Raw genomic sequence first — 17,604 nt, forward strand, 5'->3', positions numbered from 1 at the left:
GGGAGAGGAAATAATTGAACCTGAACTCACCGAAAGGGAAAAAGAAATAAGAAGGCTTCAATTCGAATTGGAGCAATTACAAAACGCTGAATAGGGCGTTATTTTTTATGTCTAAAAACAGGAGGAAAACAATTGGAAAACTTTATTAAAATCATCGTAGGAGTGGGGGGCGGACTAGCCTCTTTTTTATGGGGAGGATGGTCAGTCTTGATTCAAACACTTGTATTATTTATTGCAATTGATTACATCTTAGCAGTTCTAGTAGCTGCGAGTTTTGGAGAGTTAAGCAGTAAAAAAGGTTTTCGAGGTATCGCCAAAAAGGTAACAATTCTAGTGCTCGTAGCAGTAGCACACGCTATAGATTCAATCCTAGGAGATGGCCATCTTATCCGAGATGCGGTCATCTTCTTTTATATTGCAAATGAGTTGCTATCAATTTTAGAAACGGTTGGTCGAACTAATTTACCAATACCGGCAGTGTTGAAAAAGGCAGTAGATACATTAAATTCGAAAGGGGATAAATAATTATGGTAAAAGTCGCATTAGACGCAGGACATGGTATGAATACACCGGGGAAGAGAACTCCGGATGGTGAACGTGAGTGGTCTTTTAACAGTAAAGTAGTGACTGCAGCTACCAAATATCTAAACGAGTATGACAATGTAACAGTAATTCGTTTAGATGACCCTACAGGCAAGACGGATATATCTTTAACTAAACGAACGAATAAGGCAAACAGTGAAAGTGCAGACATTTTGATATCTTATCACCACAACGCTAACACAGGCCAATGGGGTACTTGGACTGGTACGGAAACCTATCATTATCCTGGTTCATCTTCTGGTTATGCATTAGCTAGTAAAATTCATCCAGCAATTGTAGGGGCAATGGTCTTACGTGATCGCGGTATTAAATCGGAAAACTTCCATATGCTACGTGAATCTAAAATGCCAGCTATTCTAATTGAAGGTGGGTTTATGGATTCTACTATCGATATTGTCAAATTGAGAGATAGCAACGTATTAGACCGTGCTGGAAGGGCGCTAGCTGATGCTCTTGCTGCTCATTTTGGCTTGAAGAAGAAATCTAAGAGTAAAGTTGAAAGCACAAGTGGTGTACACGTAGTTAAAAAAGGTGATACGCTATGGGGCATATCTCAAAAATACAATACGACTGTTGCAGTGTTAAAGAGTTTAAATAAAATAAGTGGTGATCTAATTGTACCTGGTCAAAAACTTAAACTGCCTAGCAACAGTAAAAAGGCTGCAACTAAGCCGTCGTTAAAAGTAAATGCCAAGGTTAAAGTTAAAAAATCTGCTAAAAAATACGCTACAGGGGAAAACATTCCTAATTGGGTAAAAGGCAAAAAATACACGATACAGCAAATTAAAGCTGATCGTGTTCTGTTAAAAGAAATTATGTCTTGGGTTTACAAAAAAGATGTAGAGTAGATATAGAAAAAGCCCTCTTGTAAAAACAGGAGGGCTTTTTATTAATTAAATAGGTCATCCATCTCATCCAAACTTGTTGTCTTTCCATATTGAATTTCATTAAGTAAGAAATTGAGTTTTTTTCTCAATTCAATAACATTAGTTGCTAGATATCCATGCATTGTAGCTCCTGTGCGTTCGTAGATGTTTCCTTTTTCAAGGTTATCTAGAATGTACTTTATGTCATTTAACTCTTTACTATAAAGTTTTTGAATATCAACCCTTTTTCCAGTCATGATTACACCCCCTTTTTAACCTTTACTATTATTTCTTCCATATCCTATCTTTTCTTTCAAATCCTTGAGCCTTATCCCCATAAAGATAATCACTCATTAACTGATTAGTCAATTGTTTAAGTTCCTCCGGAGAAAACTCAACAATTTCACCATTTACTCTATATTTTCCAACTTCGATACGCTGCACATCAATGTGATGCTTGGATAGTAATTCAGCTTTTAGCTGAAAGAAATCCCGTTGCATACGCTCGATGACAGAGTCCAGCATATCTAGATAAAGATTACCTAGCTTAAAGTCGTTAAACTTATCCTTATCTTGTTTAAACACTGTTACTGCAAGTGGGTAGGCTACAAATTTCTTAACCAGATCATTCATAATAATCTCCCTCATTTAATCAAATGTTCCTAATAAAAATACCTTTATATAATATTTCTGCAAAAGTCCCAAATATCCTCTAATAATATTTATTTTACCAAGAATACTCTTCCCCCTCCCCACATAAAGATATCTATAAGTCTAGGACACTAGGACAGAGTTCAAAGGAAAATCATAGGGAGAGTGAATAAAAGATGAGTAGGGTAGGAGAAATAAGAAAGATTCGTAGTGATAAAAAACATGATGTAAAACCATTTGTTCCATTCGAACTATACGACTGTATATTGAGATTGTCATATATAACTAGAATGCCTATTAAGGATGTATGTGAGTTACTAGTTGTAAAAGGAGCTAGATCGTTATTTGTATTAGATCATGTATCTATGTATTTCATCAGGGATTATTCACCCGAGGAAGGATTAATATACATCGCTCAAGCAAAAAACTATTCCAGGAGATTAAAAATAACTGACCCCAAGGAAAGATTGAGTCTACGCTTAAAACAGAATGATTATAAAAGAATAGATACTTTGTCATATGTAACAGGACTAACAATAGCTTCTATTACTTCACTAATATTGACACATGCATTTAGAGATGTTACTTTGTTGGAAAATATAATTACAGATAGCAAATCTATGTTAGACAATAATCGTTCAAAAGAAAGAAGATACATATTAAAAAAAGCCACAAAAGGGAAATGGATGTATGATTTAAAGAGGATTTAATGGATTACTTATCGAATACATGGGGACCCCTTGCATCTTATTCCCCAACATTTGCGAGAGGACTTTTTCCATGAATATGGCATTCGAATCGAAGGGAATCTGTCACCGCTTAATACGATGCGACTGGAAAAGGACTATGGTGGGCGTGTAGAGGATGTCATGGTAGAGCGCATCTTCTTATCAGAGGATAAGCGTGTTGGGATTGGAACCTTCAGTCCGTCCGATCCGAAGTCCCAGGATATTGCGGATTTAACCGGAAGTATTGATTTTTCAACGATTGCCGAGTATGGATCTGAATCGGATCCGAGGGCATATCGATTTGATGGCGAATTGAATAAAGCCAACCGTGGAATGATGGAGTTTCAGGAAATGCTGAAATGTGATGAGAAATTTTTGTGGCATTTACTATCGCTTACACAGGAAGGAAACTTTAAGGCGGGAAGATTTGCACTTATTTCAGCAGATGAACTCATTGTTAATTGATAACTACTAAAATAATATGTTGAAATTAATTAATTAGACCACGGAAAATCAGATTTCGTGGTCTAATTCTTTTTTTGTTAATTTATCTTGAATGAAAGAAACGGTCTCTGGTCCAGTTAATTTGTGTTTTGCTCCTTTTAGTCTTACATATAGATACTTGCCGTCTGAGAAATATATATTATGCCTCTCATACACAGTAGGAACTGGAACAACAATTTCTAAAATATATACGTCATTAACTATATTGGAATTCTTATCGTACACTTCATGAAAGTTAATAGTGTACCTGTTACCTGAAACAGCAGGTTCAATTTTTCTAAGCCTATCATGTATTAATTTTTGAATATCATCTATTTCTTCTGGAGTGGCGGCAAGTCCTTTTACTATTCTGTCATTGGAAATACCATAAAATATTCTTCCGCCATGCGAATTTAAGAATGAGACCGTATTTTCTGCAACATTTTTTTTAATTATCTCACGGGGGGGATTATGGCTTGTTTCTTTAAATTCATACTCATGATCCTCCATCATTTCAACAGATTCTCCTAGGATAAACTTGTATTGATTTACTACTTCTTGATTTTGAAAATCTGTGATAATTCCACCAGCAATTTGATATGCTCTAGAGACCTCATCCATTTTTTTATTATCAATGATGGTTACTTTATGCGATAATCTTGTTTTGTCTATTGTTCTTACTTGTTCAAGTAGGATAACTACATCTTTCTTAAAACCGTACTCTTCTCCACTTAGTTCTACATGTGTTGGTTGCTTTTTTTTGTTAATAGCAGAAGTTATTGTTGCTACTATAACAGTAGGTGCAAATCTATTTCCTATATCATTTTGTATTATTAAAACGGGTCTTATGCCACCCTGCTCACTACCAATAACATCGGATAAATCAGCAAAATATATTTCTCCTCTTTTTACAATCACGATTCCCAATCCCCTAATATAATATTTAATGTATAGTAGTATTCAATATAATTGATGGATTTATATATGCATGTAGGTTAAATTTGCCTTTTCCAGTTTTCTCTAAAACTACATGGTCAAAAATTCCACGAAGTAATTCATTTTTTTCTCCCTTAGATAATTCACCATTTCTATATAGGTCAAGGATATCTTTAAAGCCTGCTTGAATAACATCTATATTTAGTTCTTCAATTTGCTCTGCTTGTGTTTCCTTTTTGAGGAATTTAATTTGTCTTTCTATTTCTTCTTTATGTTTTATTAAATCCGCGCGATCTTCATCATACTCGTCATCTAATATTTTCTTTTTTCTTAGCATTCTTCTAAGTTCTTTCATTTGTCCATTTATATCTTCTAATTGCTTTTCTAAAAGAGTTATTTTATCCTCTGGATCTAATTGCTTACTTTGTTGTAATCTTTCTATATCAACCATTTCCTGAAGTTTTTCTTTTAATTTATCTTCATTAACTTGAATAAAGTCTTCTTCAAGAATTCTAATTAATTCAGATTCTATATCCCAATACTTCATATATACCTTACATTCAAGACAAATCATAAATTCCTTTTTATAAACAGACACTTCACCGTTCTTCTTTTTATAGTGTTGTGTAGAATACTGTCTCTGCATTTTATTACCACAACTAGAGCAGACAATCAATGATGCAAGTGGGGTAGGTTCGAACTCTAATTTCACTCTTGGACTACTCCTATTCTTTTCCATTTTTTGACCCGCTTTTTCAAAGATGTCTTTATCTATAATTGGTTCATGGGCATTTTCCGCTACTATCCAATCTTTTTCTTCTTGTTTTATTTTCTTTTTCTTATATGTCCTATATTTTCTGAATTCTACTGTTCCAATATAGGCTTTGTTTAATAGCATCCTACGAATGACCATGGGTTTCCAATAATCCTTCCCTGTGGCCGTTTTTATTCCCTCACGGGTGAGTTGCGTGCTAATTGCATTGTAACCAATGTCCTCGTTAACGTAAAGATGGAAGATGCGTTGCACTATAGGTGCAGTATCTGGGTCAGGGACCAATTTTTGAGTATAACTATCAAATTTATATCCCATAGGAATACCACCCCCTCCAGTCATCCAGCGCCCTTGTGAGGCATAGTGAGCACGCGCCTCTACCATTCTTTCTTTTATCATGTCATATTCCATGTTAGCCATAAACATATTAAATTTAATAACCTTTTGGTCATGGCTATCATATGGGTCATATACTTTACCCGGAGTAATAATGTATAAGTGCTTTTCTAAAAGTAAGTCAAAAACAATACCCATTTGAGAGTAATCCCCACGTCCTAGACGGGAAATCTCTTTTACGCATATAGCACATGATCTCGGTTCCTTGGATTTTATTTCCTCGATGATAGATGAGAAAACAGGACGGCTATTAATTTCGTCTCCGCCGGAACCTATTTCTTCGTACATATCCCAATCGAATCTCTTATAGTCTTTTTCTAGTAATCCTTCTATTAATGTTCTTTGTTCTGCTAAAGTGTCTTGGTCTACCCGTTTTTCCCTTTCAGCATCTTGTCTACTTCTTCTAATATATCCATAAATATATTCAACCGTTTCTGGAAGCACCTTTGTTATTTCCTCCTTTAGTAGTTATCTATCTATATTAAATACTACTAAAAATATATGTGTTACGCATACTAAAGATTATTATTTTGGTCCTTAAGTTTTCGACAATTCTTTGATACTATTAAATTAGTTTAGGGGTGATAGGATGTTTTTTGATAAGCAAACGAAAGCAGAACAAGAGCATTATATAAAACTTCTTCAAGTTGTAGGGTCTCTCTCAAATCTATTTAGTGAGAGCAAAACACCATATTTGTATTATAGAGCCGCTGAAAACATTTTCTGCAAGGGATTAAATGCTAATAACCTTGCACGTGGTGATGTTTCTTTTGATGCTTTTAAAGGTGATGTAGGTATTGGGTTAAAGACATTTGTTCATGGTAATGGAAAAAAGTTTGAGAAAGTAGCCGAATTCAATAAGGATATAGAAAAGTTTAGGCATTTAGATGAAATAGGTACTATGGAAAAGATTGCGGAACTTAGAAACAACCGGATAGCCGCTACAGAAAGGGCACATGGAACAACGAAGAAATTGTATCATCTTGTTACACGAAAGAATGGTAAATTTGAACTTTACGAAGAAGAAATGCACTATATAGATTTCGATACATTGAAACTAGATAAAAAGAAAACTACTGATAAAAATATATTCTTCAGTGACCAACATGCAAATTACAAATTTTACATAGCAAAATCTACATTGTATAAACAATTTTTCTGTGATAATCCTATTGCATCATTTGCTGTAGAAATTTTGGATAATCCCTTTGAGTTCCTACTATCCGATGAAAGTAAACAATACTATATGGTACACGAACAAGAAGACAAGTACGAACAAGTATTTCTTCCATTATACTCTGCAAGAAGTGGTCAAGTTGAAGAAAAGAGTGGCTTGAACCAATGGAATGCAGGAGGGCGGGTTAGACATGAAGATGAAGTATATATTCCGATTCCAAGATGGATACACAAACAGTTTGAAGGATTCTTTCCTTATGATATAGAAACGGATCATAAAGAATCATTTACTCTTATATTGCCTGATGGAAGGGAAATACCTGCTAAGGTGTGCCAACAAGGTGGGAAAGGGTTCATGAGTAAGCCAAATAAAGAACTTGGACATTGGATTCTAAGAACTATTTTAGAGATTCCGCCGGGGCAATTAGTAACTTATCATGATTTAGACCGAGTTGGTATTGATTCAGTGTTAATCACAAAAAATGATGACTATCGATTTAAAATCAATTTTGCGTCCAAAGGGTCTTATGCTGATTTCGAGGATGAATATAAAGAATAGGAGATGTTAGTGTGAGTAGGTATCAGTTTAACGATTTACGTCAAGAAACCCTATATGGAAAAACAATTTACAAATTTACTAAGCCCTACTATTTTAAAAAAATAGGTACGGTAAAATATGAATACGTAATTTTAAGTTTTGCCTTTGCTTATGGAATGGCATTTTCAGATGAAGGACATCATCGAAGGAATAGAACTGGTGGTGGCCACGAAAGAAGTAATGTAGAAGTGTTTTCTAATACTTTCTTAGGAAAACTGGGGGAATTTGCTGTCTATCAGTATTTTAAGTCGTTTGGAATATTTATGCCATTTCCTGATATAACTATTGCCGGGGAAAATGAGTGGGATGATTATGACTTTGAATATAACTCTCAAAAAATAGGTGTAAAAACTACAAAGAGTTTTGGTAACCTTTTATTATTGGAAACTGGGGACTGGAATAACAATGCACAATATATCCCTAATTTAAATAAAGGGAAATCTGATTATAACCATTTTTTATTTGTAAGAGTAAAATACGATGTAGAAAGCAGGTTAAGAAAAAGAGATTTATTGAAAGAAGCAACCATACAACCTGAATTGTTGGAAAAAGAATTATCTGATTTTAGTTATGAATTTGACTTATCATATATCCCTATAGATTTTATTAGACAAGTTATTAATGATTCGAAAACAGTAGTAAAGGGGAATTATTTAAATAATACATACACAGAATTAGATGCTGATAACTACTACATACAATCAGGCGATATGATTAAAATTGATTGGTTTAGACAAAAACTTTTAGGAAATTAAACTTAGGGGCAGCCAAAATTATCGATTCATGGTACAATTAAGTATGCACAATTAATAGGAACACTAGTTTCTGTTTGGAGGTATAACTTATGAATGAAAGTACTTTTACTGTCGCTTCGCTTTTTGCGGGAGTAGGTGGAATTGATAAAGGATTTGAACAGGCAGGAGCAGATGTTATTTGGGCGAATGAAATAGATAAAAATGCCTGTATCACTTATCGTGAAAACTTTAACCATACATTAATAGAAGATGATATTAGAAATTTAGATGGCAATGATATGCCTGATACGGATATATTAACGGCTGGATGGCCTTGTGTTGCGTTCTCAGTAGCAGGCAATAGGCACGGTATGAAATATAAATGTCATGTATGTGAACATGAGCATAGTGTGACTTACGAGGAATATATCAACGGTGCCGTTTGTCCAGAATGTGGGGGTTACACGGATGCCATTGACCCTAGAGGAACCCTTTTCTTTGATGTAATCCGCTTCATTCGTGTAAAGAAACCTAAGGCAATCTTTTTGGAGAATGTTAAGAACTTAAAAGGTCATGACAAGGGAAATACTTTTAAAGTTATCGAGGAAATGTTACGGGAAAGTGGTTATTATTTTGATAGTAGAGTTTTTAATACGATGGAATATGGAAATATCCCACAAAACAGGGAGAGAATTTTCATTGTGGGTTTTAGGGAAGAAAAGGCTTTAGAGAACTTCACATGGCCTGATAAAATTCCATTAACTAAAACAATTGATGATATTTTAGATCGTCATGAGAAACAAGATGATAACTTCTACTATACTCAAGATTCTCAGTACTACCCAATGTTGCAGGAAACAATGCGAAAAAGGGACACTGTTTATCAAATTAGAAGGGTATATGTACGGGAGAACCAGAGCAATGTATGTCCCACATTAACTGCCAACATGGGCACCGGAGGTCATAATGTTCCTTTAATAATTGACGATTGGGGATTCCGTAAATTAACACCAAAAGAGGCATTAAGATTTCAGGGATTCCCAGTAGATGATGACTACAGGATTGTAGAAGGTATGGCTAATTCTCATGTATACAAACAAGCAGGAAACGCAGTAAGTGTTCCTGTTATAAAACGTTTAGCAACAAATATGTTAGTGGCTCTACATTCCGTATATACGAGAAATAACGAAGTGATAACTGCTTGAGACCCGCTTATGGGTCTCTTTTTGTTTAGAAATTGGCTAAAAATTAATCCTAAATCACGTTTCTACTGCGAGTTATATAATGGTTAAGGTGTTTATATAAAAGAGCGGCTATTAGGCCATTCATGAGTATTAATCATTCCAACGTTTCTTTTCTACTGGACGTATAGATTGATTATAATAATTTAGGGCTAATTTAATACTTCCCAAATATTCTGGGTTATTCTGTTCCCTCTTAAATCAAACATTATTCAGTTTATATAGAAAACTAATTGTTAAAATGAAGTAATAACCGCTTTATTGTAGAAGTAAACGGTAGAGGGGGGTGGAATCATTGTTAAGGGTAGAGGAATTAGTTGAAATTAATGATTTTTACAATGGTGCTACAAAGGCAACTATTATTTATATGACAGGAAATTCTGCTTTACTAACACTTTATGATGATGGTGTTATAGAAGAGTTCTTAATGAGCAAGAGAGACTTGATAATGGTGCTAAGCAATTTTTATGTAGAAGATATTTGTAACATTGTTCGTTCTGGAGTGTACGATTCTATTGAAGTTAAAGTAGATAAGACCGTAGAACGATATCCAGTACAGATTACTCTCAAAGATGGGCATAAGTATTACTGTAATTTAGAAGAACTTAGATATATAAATCATATAATTGATAATCAAAGGTACAAGGTAAATAATTAATAATAATTGAATTATCGAAATGAAATAGAAGCCCAATTAAAAGGCTTCTATTTTTAATTTCAACGCAATCTCCTTTCCTAAATGTCTTTATTTTTTATTAGGTCTAAAAAGGTCCTATGTTTTATTAGAATGCTTTGATAAAATTTAATAAGACGCGTAAGGATAAAAGATATTAGATTAGGGGGATTGGAAATGACAGAAAACATAAATTCAAATGAAACTGCAAAGGTAGGGTTGGAGGATGTACCGTTATCTGAAGACGAACTTAATGAACTAGTATTTTATAGTATTAAAACCGGTAATCCAACAACTGTTGATTCGATATCGGAACTTGATAATCCAGTAGAAATACTACAGTTAAATAGATTCAGGGATGAACTGGAAGTTAACCAAATTATTTTTATTGTATTTGGTGGTGATAGGGGAAGACCAGAAGTTACATGGGAAACAGGTTTAATTGCTATCGGCCATGTGGCAAGAGCACCTTATGAGATTGGGTACCAAGGAAGAAATTTTAAATTACAGATTAATGTCGATATATTGCTTGAAAGCAATATCAAAAAGGATGATTTGGTTCCATACATAACTACATACAATTTACCGGGAATATCGCCAATGACAAAAGGGGAGCCTAATCAGGCTTTAAGTGCAATATACGGTCCACAAACAGTTGGGTTAGTAAGAGCAATATTAGATAAATATCCAGACTTAGAAGTAGAACTAACTTCTATCTTTGGTGAAAGATTTATGATAAATGTAAAGGATGAAATGACATATTTAATCGAAAAAAAGCAGTCATTTGAAGATAGGCGTCGTCAAGTTGAAGAAGAGGAAGAACAGAATCAAGGTGAATCGCCAACTAAAAATAATGATATGTATGAACCTAGCATAGAAAATATAAAAGGTTCTTTTGAAATGGAAAAAAATTCATTGGAATATCTGAAAAATTATATAAATATCAGAAAAAATATTATTTTAACAGGACCACCGGGGACAGGTAAGACAACCATTGCTGAAAGAGCGGCGGAAGAAGGTGTGAGAACTCAATATATTGACGGCTTTATACTAAGTACAGCAACGGATGACTGGAGTACTTTTGATACAATTGGCGGTTATATGCCAGATCCTGATGAAGCAGGTAAATTAAAGTTCCATGAGGGAATAGTTTTAAAAAGTATAAGACAGAATAAATGGATTATTATTGATGAACTTAACCGTGCAGATATCGATAAGGCATTTGGCCAACTATTTACAGTATTGTCTGGAAAAGATGTGGAATTGCAGTTTGAAAGGAATGGACAACCAATCAGAATTAGTCATTACAATGGTAATAACTCATATTATGATGATTCATCTAGTACTTACTATATTGGAAGGAATTGGCGAGTTATTGGTACTATGAATTCCTTTGATAAAAATAGTCTTTTTGCTTTTTCATATGCTTTTATGAGGAGGTTTGCATTTATAGAAATTGCTATCCCGGATTTGTCATTTTACTCAAATTTAATAAATGGAAATACAGGACTTACACAAGAGAATAAAGAGTTTGTTCATAAACTGGTTGAATTTACGCCGAAACCATTGGGACCTGCCATTGTATTAGAACTAATTGATTATATAAATATTACAAATAACACTGGTAGAATTGAGGCAATTTGTGGAACAGTAATACCTCAATATGAGGGGTTAGATTATAATGAAATACTTAATTTATATAAGAATATAGGACCGCTTCTATCGGCTAAAGAAAGAGAAATGCTTAAAGGCTTTATCAGTAGTTTCTTTGATATCCCTAACAATTTATTTAGGAGTGCAGACAGAGATATAGAGCAAGAAATCGTAGAAGAAAATGAAACTATTACAGAAGATGAAAATGACGATGACTCAGAAGAGTAATAATATTATAAAAGGGGTTCATAATTATGTCCCTACATGGTAGAAATGACAGTTGGACTGAACAGGATCACAGGTATATTCTAAAGAAAACTAATAATGAACTATGGAGGTTTGTACAAAAGAATGCCTCTGTTGCTCCTGCTGAAGATATATTTGTTAATTTAACAGGTGTATCAAAAAAGAATTTACAATTATTATGCGAAATTTACTTTTTGTTATCCGATGAAGTTAGAGAGTTTGTAGAGGAGATTGCGCCTTCGATTTTAAACAGATTATCAAAGGTTTCATTAAGGGAGTATAAAGTTCTTCGAGGAAATATTAGGGGAAAGGTGAATTGGGGTAAGACACTAACTGAAAGGTATGCATCTGGTGGAGATCAATCAATATTTGTTTGTAGTCAAAGGTCATCATTATTTGACTTGCCTGAAAACAGATTATTACTTTTTCTTTTAAAAAGAATTGTATCTATTAGTAAATCCTTATCAGGAAATGATATAAGTGAAACAAATATTGATTTAAATAGGTTTAGTGATAAATGGGTTGATACAGTCACTGAATTTGGTCTTAAGGCAAATAAATTACTAAAAAACCCCTTTATAAGAGAGATTGGCGAAATGTATGATTTGTCATTTAAAGTTATTATGGAGACAGAAAAAACACGCGGACAAATGTATACAAGATTAGCGAATATTGGAAGGATGTATTACTTAATTTTAAATAAGCCTATAAATTACCTTGAAGAAGTACTTAATATAAAGACCTTAGAGCCACTTAACAAGGATACATTATATGAAATTGCTGTATTGTTTAAGTTTTTTAGTGCTACAAGAAGAAATGGCTGGATTGAAAAGAATATTGGTCTTATTGGTGGTAGTTCATCTATTATTAGTCATTTTAAATTAGGTACTAAGAAGTTAAAAGTGTACTATCAGTCCATACCTAAGGAGTTTGAAAAAGAGAGTAGATATGGGCCGTTGATGAATAAGTATGGACTAAGTGATAGGTTTAGAAGGCCGGATATAGTTGTTGAGGTAACAAATCGTACAAAGAAGAGTTATTACATTATTGAAGTTAAAAGGTCAAACAAGAGGGGATATCTTGTTGATGGAGCCTATAAATTATTTGGTTATCTAAAGGATTTTGAAAGTGTGAAGGGTAATGAAAATAATTTAAGTGGAGTATTGGTAGGTTGGTCAAATATAAAAGATTTGGATTCATTTGATGATAATGAAATTCATATTTCCTCATGGAAAAATCTCGATAATCTATTTGATTACATTTTGAATGAAGAACTAAAAGTGGATATTTAGTCACAAACTAAAAGAGTTGAACCATAAATTCAACTCTTTTTTATTTGAATTATATTAAGATATGAGATGGGTTATATTAATGTCTTTTGTAGTTCCTCTACTGATACTTCTTCTATCTCATAAGTTAAATCCTTGTTTTGCCGATTAACAATTAAGTATTTACCATCTATACGCTCAATATTAAACTTCCAATGTATTCCTATACTCTTTGTTATTACATATTTGTCTAAAGGTAACATTCTATCCGCAAAGTTATTCAGATTTGTTAAAAGAAATGTATCTAGATATCTAATAAGCAAATACCCTTTATAGACCTCTCTATTGTAACGATTTAAATTCTTTTTTCGTAAATCAAACCACCTATAATTATTTTGTACAGAAGGAGATAGTACAAAATAATTACCTTTCTTAAATATAGTAGTGTTAGAGAGTTGCTGTAGCCCTAAATTTTCAACAAGAACTCTTTTGTTCACACTTGACGAGCCTGTAGTATCAGCCAATATAATCCCTTCTTTCATTATATTATTTAAATTCAGTATACCTTAATTATGTGCAGCCGGATTCATAAGTTGAGAAGAAAACTCATGCTGCGTAGGATAAGCGTAAAACATAAAGTTTTAAAGGTATTAACTTCTCCATATCTAAGAGTCTGATTGTGAAGTTGTAACTAAAGATAATGGAGGAGATTAATTATGCCAAACATGAATAACTCAGGAAAGGGATATAAAGAAAATGATATCGAAGAATATCAGTTTAATAATTATTTGTTTATAATTACACGTTTTAAAAGGGTCAACTGGATGGAATACGAGGGTGTCAATCAATACAAGTATTTTATTTATATATTCGACAGCCGTTTAGTTCGTGGGGAAAACTTTTTTGAGAATTTACTATTAAACATTTCTTATCCAACTTTCGAAATTCTTAAATCTAATTTAAAAGTGATATTAAGCGAATACATTCTTGAAAGACAAGAAGTTGTAGCATGTATAGAAAAAATTGAAAGACTTAATCCGCTTCATAAGTATTAAAAGACAAGGTTAATCTAAATAGTTCGGTTATAAAGTAGAAAATGTAAAATCACAAGTCTTTTAACAAGCGAATTCACATAGTAATTCGCTTGTTTCTTTTTATTGTAATGACAAGCGTTATTATGATTTAACATTGAAATAGCAACGTTTTTAGCATGGGTTTTAACAAGCGGACAACAGTTATTGTTAGCAAGTCAAATGTGTGCTAAAAACGAGGTCAAAACCTATGCTAATTAAAGGTTTATAAGAGATACATAAATTTTTATGGTAAAATATAGATATAGAGATTGTGAAAGATCGTTCTTACACTAACGGGCAGGATTATTTAAGAAGAATTATAATTAAATCATGGAAAATGAAATTTATGTAATGAGGTGTTGTGATGTTAAATTTAGATTATCTCTATGAGAAAATAAAACAAGAAGTAAATTTATATTGGCCAAACTTTAAATTAGTCGCTTTTGCATTATATGATAAAGAAGGGGCTTATTTGTATAATCATCCCAATTTTTCATCCCAAAATAAATCCTACTATTTGGAATGGAATGAGCAATTCAATGGAGCAGATACGATTATATTATATGAAGACTATCCTACTGCTATAGTAAATTTGGATAACTATAAAGATATGGAAAGTATCTACTCAATAATTATTCATGAACTATTTCACGGTTTTCAACATCTTCAAGGAGAAACAAGGTTTCCTAATGAAGTGTTAGGAATGAACTATCCATTATTAAAGGAAAATGTGGAAATGCGTAATAGAGAAAGAGATTTTCTTTACAACGCAGTCATATCTTCTGTTAAAGAAGAAAAAGTCAAGAACTTAATGAGTTTTATTAATTTAAGAGAGAATAGACGAGTTTACATAGATAGATATTTGGATTACGAACTCTCTGTCGAAACAGTAGAAGGACCAGCATTCTATGTGGAATTACATGCTTATATTCAATATAGCAACAAATCATACGAGGAAGTATTAAATAAATATAGCAAGGATTTAAAAGATAATCGAGAATCAACCTATCACCTTAGAAAAAGTTGCTATAGTTCTGGTTTATTTATCTGTTTATTGTTAGATGAACTTTTTGCAAATTGGAAAGAGACGTTTTTTGGTTCTAAAATATTATTATACGATACGTTAAAAGAAAAAGTTGAATGGGAATTTAATAATATAGATAATATTAAAATTAGTAAGGAGACCATTTCCATTATTAATGGAATAAATGAAAAGAGGGATGAAATTTTCCATCAATTTGAACATGAAAATGGTCATCACCTTTATATTTCAGGTGATATAAATCGTAAAGCATTCGATCCTATGAATGTCATTGTAGATGCTAATAAGCAATTACATAAAAATTTTATTACTGTTTCAATAAACAAAAGAGAATACCATATTAACCAACCTGTTATTGTTCATTATAATGACAAAATCAATACAATAAATAGATTACATATTGTTTTAGATCAAAAACCAGTCATTCGAAATGATATTATCCTTATTCAGGGGCTTGGAGAAGTACAAGGGGATTTTTATGAAGTTGATGGAAATTACTATATAAATTTTTGACTATAATGTATTGATATTGTGAAATATTGTACTTAAACTATTGGGTGCTTTAATACAACAAGAGATCGTCACTAGAGGCGGTTTTTTTAACTAAAAAGGGATAGTTTAGGTTAAAAATTTTGAGTTACTGGAGGGAGTTTATGGAAAGAGATTTACCAATTGTGATTGCGATTGCAGCGGTTTCAGGTGGGGGCAAAACAACGGTAACTTCTGAATTAAAAGGGAAGTTACATAATTCTAAAGCACTATTTTTTGATGAATACGATTTTGATGGTCCAGATGACTTTGTTGGATGGATTGAAAATGGTAGTAATCCTGATGAATGGGACTTAACACCACTTATTAGGGATATTAGAAGATTACTTATCGAACCTTTAGATTACATAATTTTAGATTTTCCATTTTCCTACCTACATAGTAAAACTAGAGAACTTATAGATTTTTCAGTATTCGTTGATTCACCACTTGATGTTGCAATGGCAAGAAGAATAATTAGAGATTATAAAGATGGTACAGTTGAGAATCTTTTACTAGATTTGGAAAACTACATAGATAGAGGAAGAAAGGGTTTTCTTGATATGTTAAAAACGACAAAACCAAATTCTGATCTCATTGTAGATGGGAAGTTACCTTTATCCGAGATTGTAAACATTATTATTAAAAATATAGTGAACATAAAATGATTCGTTATTCAAGTAACGAGTGCAATAGTTCAATAAGGGATCATCAAATTTGATGGTTCTTATTTTCATAATATATGTTTTGAATATTATGTTAATATTTAACTATGAAGTTGTTGTGCAAACGGAGAGTTATTGGAGGAATTGAATTTGTATAATCAAATAGAGGTTCGACGGATGACAAGTAAAGATATAGACACCGTATATCGAGTTTTCGCCGAGAACAATATTGGTAAATCATTGGAGTACATATCAGAATGCTGGAAGCAAAATGAAACAGGTGAAAGAATAACATTACTCGCGTTTTACAAAGAACAATTTGCCGGGAGTTTACATCTTCTTTTTAAATCATACTATCCATTTTTTTTAGAAAATGGAATTCCAGAAGTCAACGATTTTAACGTCATCCCTATATTAAGAGAGAAAGGGATTGGAAGTGCCTTAATGGATGCGATAGAAGAGATTGCTTTAAAGGACTTTGGAATAGTCGGAATTGGTGTTGGTTTGTATGATAGTTATGGAAGTGCCCAACGCATTTATGCGAAGAGGGGTTATATCCCAGACGGGAGAGGTGTCATGTATAAAGAACAGCCTGTTTCTCCAGGAAGTCAAGTTTTGGTAGATGACGACTTAAACCTCTATTTTACAAAACAGAAACAAAGTGAAGGGTAAAAGATTCGCAGTTGTTCTTTCTTGAAGTAACGGGTGCTTTAACACAACAAGCAGTTCGTCACGATGGCATCTTATTTGATTAAAGGGGCAGGATTGTTGGGTAAGAAGTTAAGAATATTTTCACGGAAGGAGATGTATTATGGGAATAGGTTGAAAGAAAATCCAAAAGCGTATATAAGACCATATGAAGATAAAGACTTTAATAAGATACAAGATTTAAACAAAGAAGAAGGTTGGACAAATTTAGTCGAGAATAATTTGGATACCAAGGAAGCGTGGAGAAATTCAAATGTAGCCTATGTTGTTGAATCAAAAGGAGAAGGGGTAGTTGGCTATGTTAGAGGACTAACTGACAAATGTGTAAGCCTATATATTTGTGAATTGCTAATTGATAAAAAGCATAGAGGTTTGGGATTAGGTAAAGAAATTATTCGCTTTTTACATAATTTATATCCGAACACAAGAATTGAATTACTTGCAAATAGTTCATCTCGTTCATATTATGAAGGTTTGGGTTTTCGTGGCTTTTTCGGGTTTAGGAAAACGAGTCAAGAGTAAGATTTATTTATTGTGCTAACGGGTGCTTTAGGTGAACGACAA

General features: G+C 32.9%; 19 protein-coding genes and 2 pseudogenes. 15 read left to right on the forward strand and 6 right to left on the reverse strand.

Features of this window, described 5'->3' with window-relative positions:
• Positions 1-132 precede the first annotated feature (132 nt).
• Entirely contained in the window at positions 133-525 is a 393-nt protein-coding gene (locus AAIB49_RS06115; RefSeq protein WP_343457502.1) for a phage holin family protein, read from the forward strand.
• 2 nt (positions 526-527) lie between these two features.
• On the forward strand, positions 528-1,451 hold the full coding sequence (locus AAIB49_RS06120; protein ID WP_343457503.1) for an N-acetylmuramoyl-L-alanine amidase family protein: 924 nt from the start codon (positions 528-530) through the stop codon (positions 1,449-1,451).
• Positions 1,452-1,492: 41 nt separating this feature from the next.
• Here AAIB49_RS06120 and AAIB49_RS06125 read toward each other — a convergent pair whose 3' ends face one another.
• Together AAIB49_RS06125 and AAIB49_RS06130 are read right to left on the reverse strand one after the other, a co-directional pair.
• Positions 1,493-1,726 (reverse strand): hypothetical protein, encoded by a 234-nt coding sequence (locus AAIB49_RS06125; RefSeq protein ID WP_343457504.1) that lies wholly within the window; start codon positions 1,724-1,726, stop codon positions 1,493-1,495.
• A gap of 28 nt (positions 1,727-1,754) precedes the next feature.
• Positions 1,755-2,102, reverse strand: a complete 348-nt coding sequence (locus AAIB49_RS06130) for a YhjD family protein (RefSeq protein ID WP_343457505.1) — start codon at positions 2,100-2,102, stop codon at positions 1,755-1,757.
• A gap of 194 nt (positions 2,103-2,296) precedes the next feature.
• Here AAIB49_RS06130 and AAIB49_RS06135 point away from each other — a divergent pair, with 194 nt between their 5' ends.
• A complete protein-coding gene (locus tag AAIB49_RS06135) occupies positions 2,297-2,830 on the forward strand; it encodes a hypothetical protein (RefSeq protein ID WP_343457506.1) in 534 nt (177 codons plus the stop codon).
• Between the two features lie 15 nt (positions 2,831-2,845).
• Positions 2,846-3,307 (forward strand): annotated as a pseudogene (locus AAIB49_RS06140) (P-loop NTPase family protein); the annotation flags it as partial.
• A 54-nt stretch (positions 3,308-3,361) separates the two neighbouring features.
• Here the strand turns inward: AAIB49_RS06140 and AAIB49_RS06145 are convergent.
• The 3 genes and pseudogenes from AAIB49_RS06145 to AAIB49_RS06155 form a co-directional block, all read right to left on the reverse strand.
• Complete coding sequence (locus AAIB49_RS06145; protein ID WP_343457563.1) at positions 3,362-3,844, reverse strand: ATP-binding protein; 483 nt, start codon at positions 3,842-3,844, stop codon at positions 3,362-3,364.
• A 63-nt stretch (positions 3,845-3,907) separates the two neighbouring features.
• A pseudogene (locus AAIB49_RS06150) lies at positions 3,908-4,249 on the reverse strand (type II toxin-antitoxin system PemK/MazF family toxin); the annotation flags it as partial.
• Positions 4,250-4,274: 25 nt separating this feature from the next.
• Positions 4,275-5,879, reverse strand: a complete 1,605-nt coding sequence (locus tag AAIB49_RS06155) for a recombinase family protein (protein ID WP_343457507.1) — start codon at positions 5,877-5,879, stop codon at positions 4,275-4,277.
• A gap of 145 nt (positions 5,880-6,024) precedes the next feature.
• Between AAIB49_RS06155 and AAIB49_RS06160 the strand changes: the two genes are divergently transcribed.
• From AAIB49_RS06160 to AAIB49_RS06185, 6 genes are all read left to right on the forward strand, one after another.
• On the forward strand, positions 6,025-7,170 hold the full coding sequence (locus tag AAIB49_RS06160; protein WP_343457508.1) for a phospholipase D-like domain-containing protein: 1,146 nt from the start codon (positions 6,025-6,027) through the stop codon (positions 7,168-7,170).
• Between the two features lie 11 nt (positions 7,171-7,181).
• Positions 7,182-7,964, forward strand: coding sequence for a hypothetical protein (locus AAIB49_RS06165; protein ID WP_343457509.1), 783 nt, complete (start codon positions 7,182-7,184; stop codon positions 7,962-7,964).
• An 89-nt stretch (positions 7,965-8,053) separates the two neighbouring features.
• A complete protein-coding gene (locus tag AAIB49_RS06170) occupies positions 8,054-9,148 on the forward strand; it encodes a DNA cytosine methyltransferase (protein ID WP_343457510.1) in 1,095 nt (364 codons plus the stop codon).
• Between the two features lie 331 nt (positions 9,149-9,479).
• Positions 9,480-9,842, forward strand: a complete 363-nt coding sequence (locus tag AAIB49_RS06175; RefSeq protein WP_343457511.1) for a hypothetical protein — start codon at positions 9,480-9,482, stop codon at positions 9,840-9,842.
• A 192-nt stretch (positions 9,843-10,034) separates the two neighbouring features.
• The gene (locus tag AAIB49_RS06180) at positions 10,035-11,738 is read left to right on the forward strand and encodes an AAA family ATPase (RefSeq protein WP_343457512.1); all 1,704 of its coding nucleotides are present in this window, start codon (positions 10,035-10,037) and stop codon (positions 11,736-11,738) included.
• Between the two features lie 26 nt (positions 11,739-11,764).
• A complete protein-coding gene (locus AAIB49_RS06185) occupies positions 11,765-13,048 on the forward strand; it encodes a hypothetical protein (RefSeq protein ID WP_343457513.1) in 1,284 nt (427 codons plus the stop codon).
• A 71-nt stretch (positions 13,049-13,119) separates the two neighbouring features.
• Here AAIB49_RS06185 and AAIB49_RS06190 read toward each other — a convergent pair whose 3' ends face one another.
• The gene (locus tag AAIB49_RS06190; RefSeq protein WP_343457514.1) at positions 13,120-13,548 is read right to left on the reverse strand and encodes a hypothetical protein; all 429 of its coding nucleotides are present in this window, start codon (positions 13,546-13,548) and stop codon (positions 13,120-13,122) included.
• Positions 13,549-13,740: 192 nt separating this feature from the next.
• Here AAIB49_RS06190 and AAIB49_RS06195 point away from each other — a divergent pair, with 192 nt between their 5' ends.
• The 5 genes from AAIB49_RS06195 to AAIB49_RS06215 all read left to right on the forward strand — a co-directional run bounded on the left by AAIB49_RS06195 (position 13,741) and on the right by AAIB49_RS06215 (position 17,562).
• Positions 13,741-14,079: a hypothetical protein gene (locus AAIB49_RS06195; RefSeq protein ID WP_343457515.1), complete on the forward strand. Its 339-nt coding sequence runs from the start codon at positions 13,741-13,743 to the stop codon at positions 14,077-14,079.
• Between the two features lie 382 nt (positions 14,080-14,461).
• Positions 14,462-15,652, forward strand: a complete 1,191-nt coding sequence (locus AAIB49_RS06200; RefSeq protein ID WP_343457516.1) for a hypothetical protein — start codon at positions 14,462-14,464, stop codon at positions 15,650-15,652.
• Between the two features lie 140 nt (positions 15,653-15,792).
• A complete protein-coding gene (locus AAIB49_RS06205) occupies positions 15,793-16,335 on the forward strand; it encodes a nucleoside/nucleotide kinase family protein (protein ID WP_343457517.1) in 543 nt (180 codons plus the stop codon).
• Between the two features lie 147 nt (positions 16,336-16,482).
• Complete coding sequence (locus AAIB49_RS06210) at positions 16,483-17,004, forward strand: GNAT family N-acetyltransferase (RefSeq protein WP_343457518.1); 522 nt, start codon at positions 16,483-16,485, stop codon at positions 17,002-17,004.
• A gap of 96 nt (positions 17,005-17,100) precedes the next feature.
• Positions 17,101-17,562 carry a GNAT family N-acetyltransferase gene (locus AAIB49_RS06215; protein ID WP_343457519.1) on the forward strand — a complete coding sequence of 154 codons (462 nt, stop codon included), beginning with the start codon at positions 17,101-17,103 and terminating at the stop codon, positions 17,560-17,562.
• Positions 17,563-17,604 lie beyond the last annotated feature (42 nt).

The organism is Ornithinibacillus proteolyticus, from assembly GCF_039581225.1.
In the GTDB taxonomy this organism is placed as follows: Bacteria; Bacillota; Bacilli; order Bacillales; family Amphibacillaceae; genus Ornithinibacillus; species Ornithinibacillus massiliensis.

What these genes read in the sequence shown, in the direction of transcription:
- AAIB49_RS06120 (WP_343457503.1), top strand. Translation starts at nt 528, where the DNA reads ATGGTAAAAGTCGCATTAGACGCAGGACATGGTATGAATACACCGGGG.
- AAIB49_RS06125 (WP_343457504.1), bottom strand. Translation starts at nt 1,726, where the DNA reads ATGACTGGAAAAAGGGTTGATATTCAAAAACTTTATAGTAAAGAGTTA.
- AAIB49_RS06130 (WP_343457505.1), bottom strand. Translation starts at nt 2,102, where the DNA reads ATGAATGATCTGGTTAAGAAATTTGTAGCCTACCCACTTGCAGTAACA.
- AAIB49_RS06135 (WP_343457506.1), top strand. Translation starts at nt 2,297, where the DNA reads ATGAGTAGGGTAGGAGAAATAAGAAAGATTCGTAGTGATAAAAAACAT.
- AAIB49_RS06145 (WP_343457563.1), bottom strand. Translation starts at nt 3,844, where the DNA reads ATGATGGAGGATCATGAGTATGAATTTAAAGAAACAAGCCATAATCCC.
- AAIB49_RS06160 (WP_343457508.1), top strand. Translation starts at nt 6,025, where the DNA reads ATGTTTTTTGATAAGCAAACGAAAGCAGAACAAGAGCATTATATAAAA.
- AAIB49_RS06170 (WP_343457510.1), top strand. Translation starts at nt 8,054, where the DNA reads ATGAATGAAAGTACTTTTACTGTCGCTTCGCTTTTTGCGGGAGTAGGT.
- AAIB49_RS06180 (WP_343457512.1), top strand. Translation starts at nt 10,035, where the DNA reads ATGACAGAAAACATAAATTCAAATGAAACTGCAAAGGTAGGGTTGGAG.
- AAIB49_RS06185 (WP_343457513.1), top strand. Translation starts at nt 11,765, where the DNA reads ATGTCCCTACATGGTAGAAATGACAGTTGGACTGAACAGGATCACAGG.
- AAIB49_RS06195 (WP_343457515.1), top strand. Translation starts at nt 13,741, where the DNA reads ATGCCAAACATGAATAACTCAGGAAAGGGATATAAAGAAAATGATATC.
- AAIB49_RS06200 (WP_343457516.1), top strand. Translation starts at nt 14,462, where the DNA reads ATGTTAAATTTAGATTATCTCTATGAGAAAATAAAACAAGAAGTAAAT.
- AAIB49_RS06205 (WP_343457517.1), top strand. Translation starts at nt 15,793, where the DNA reads ATGGAAAGAGATTTACCAATTGTGATTGCGATTGCAGCGGTTTCAGGT.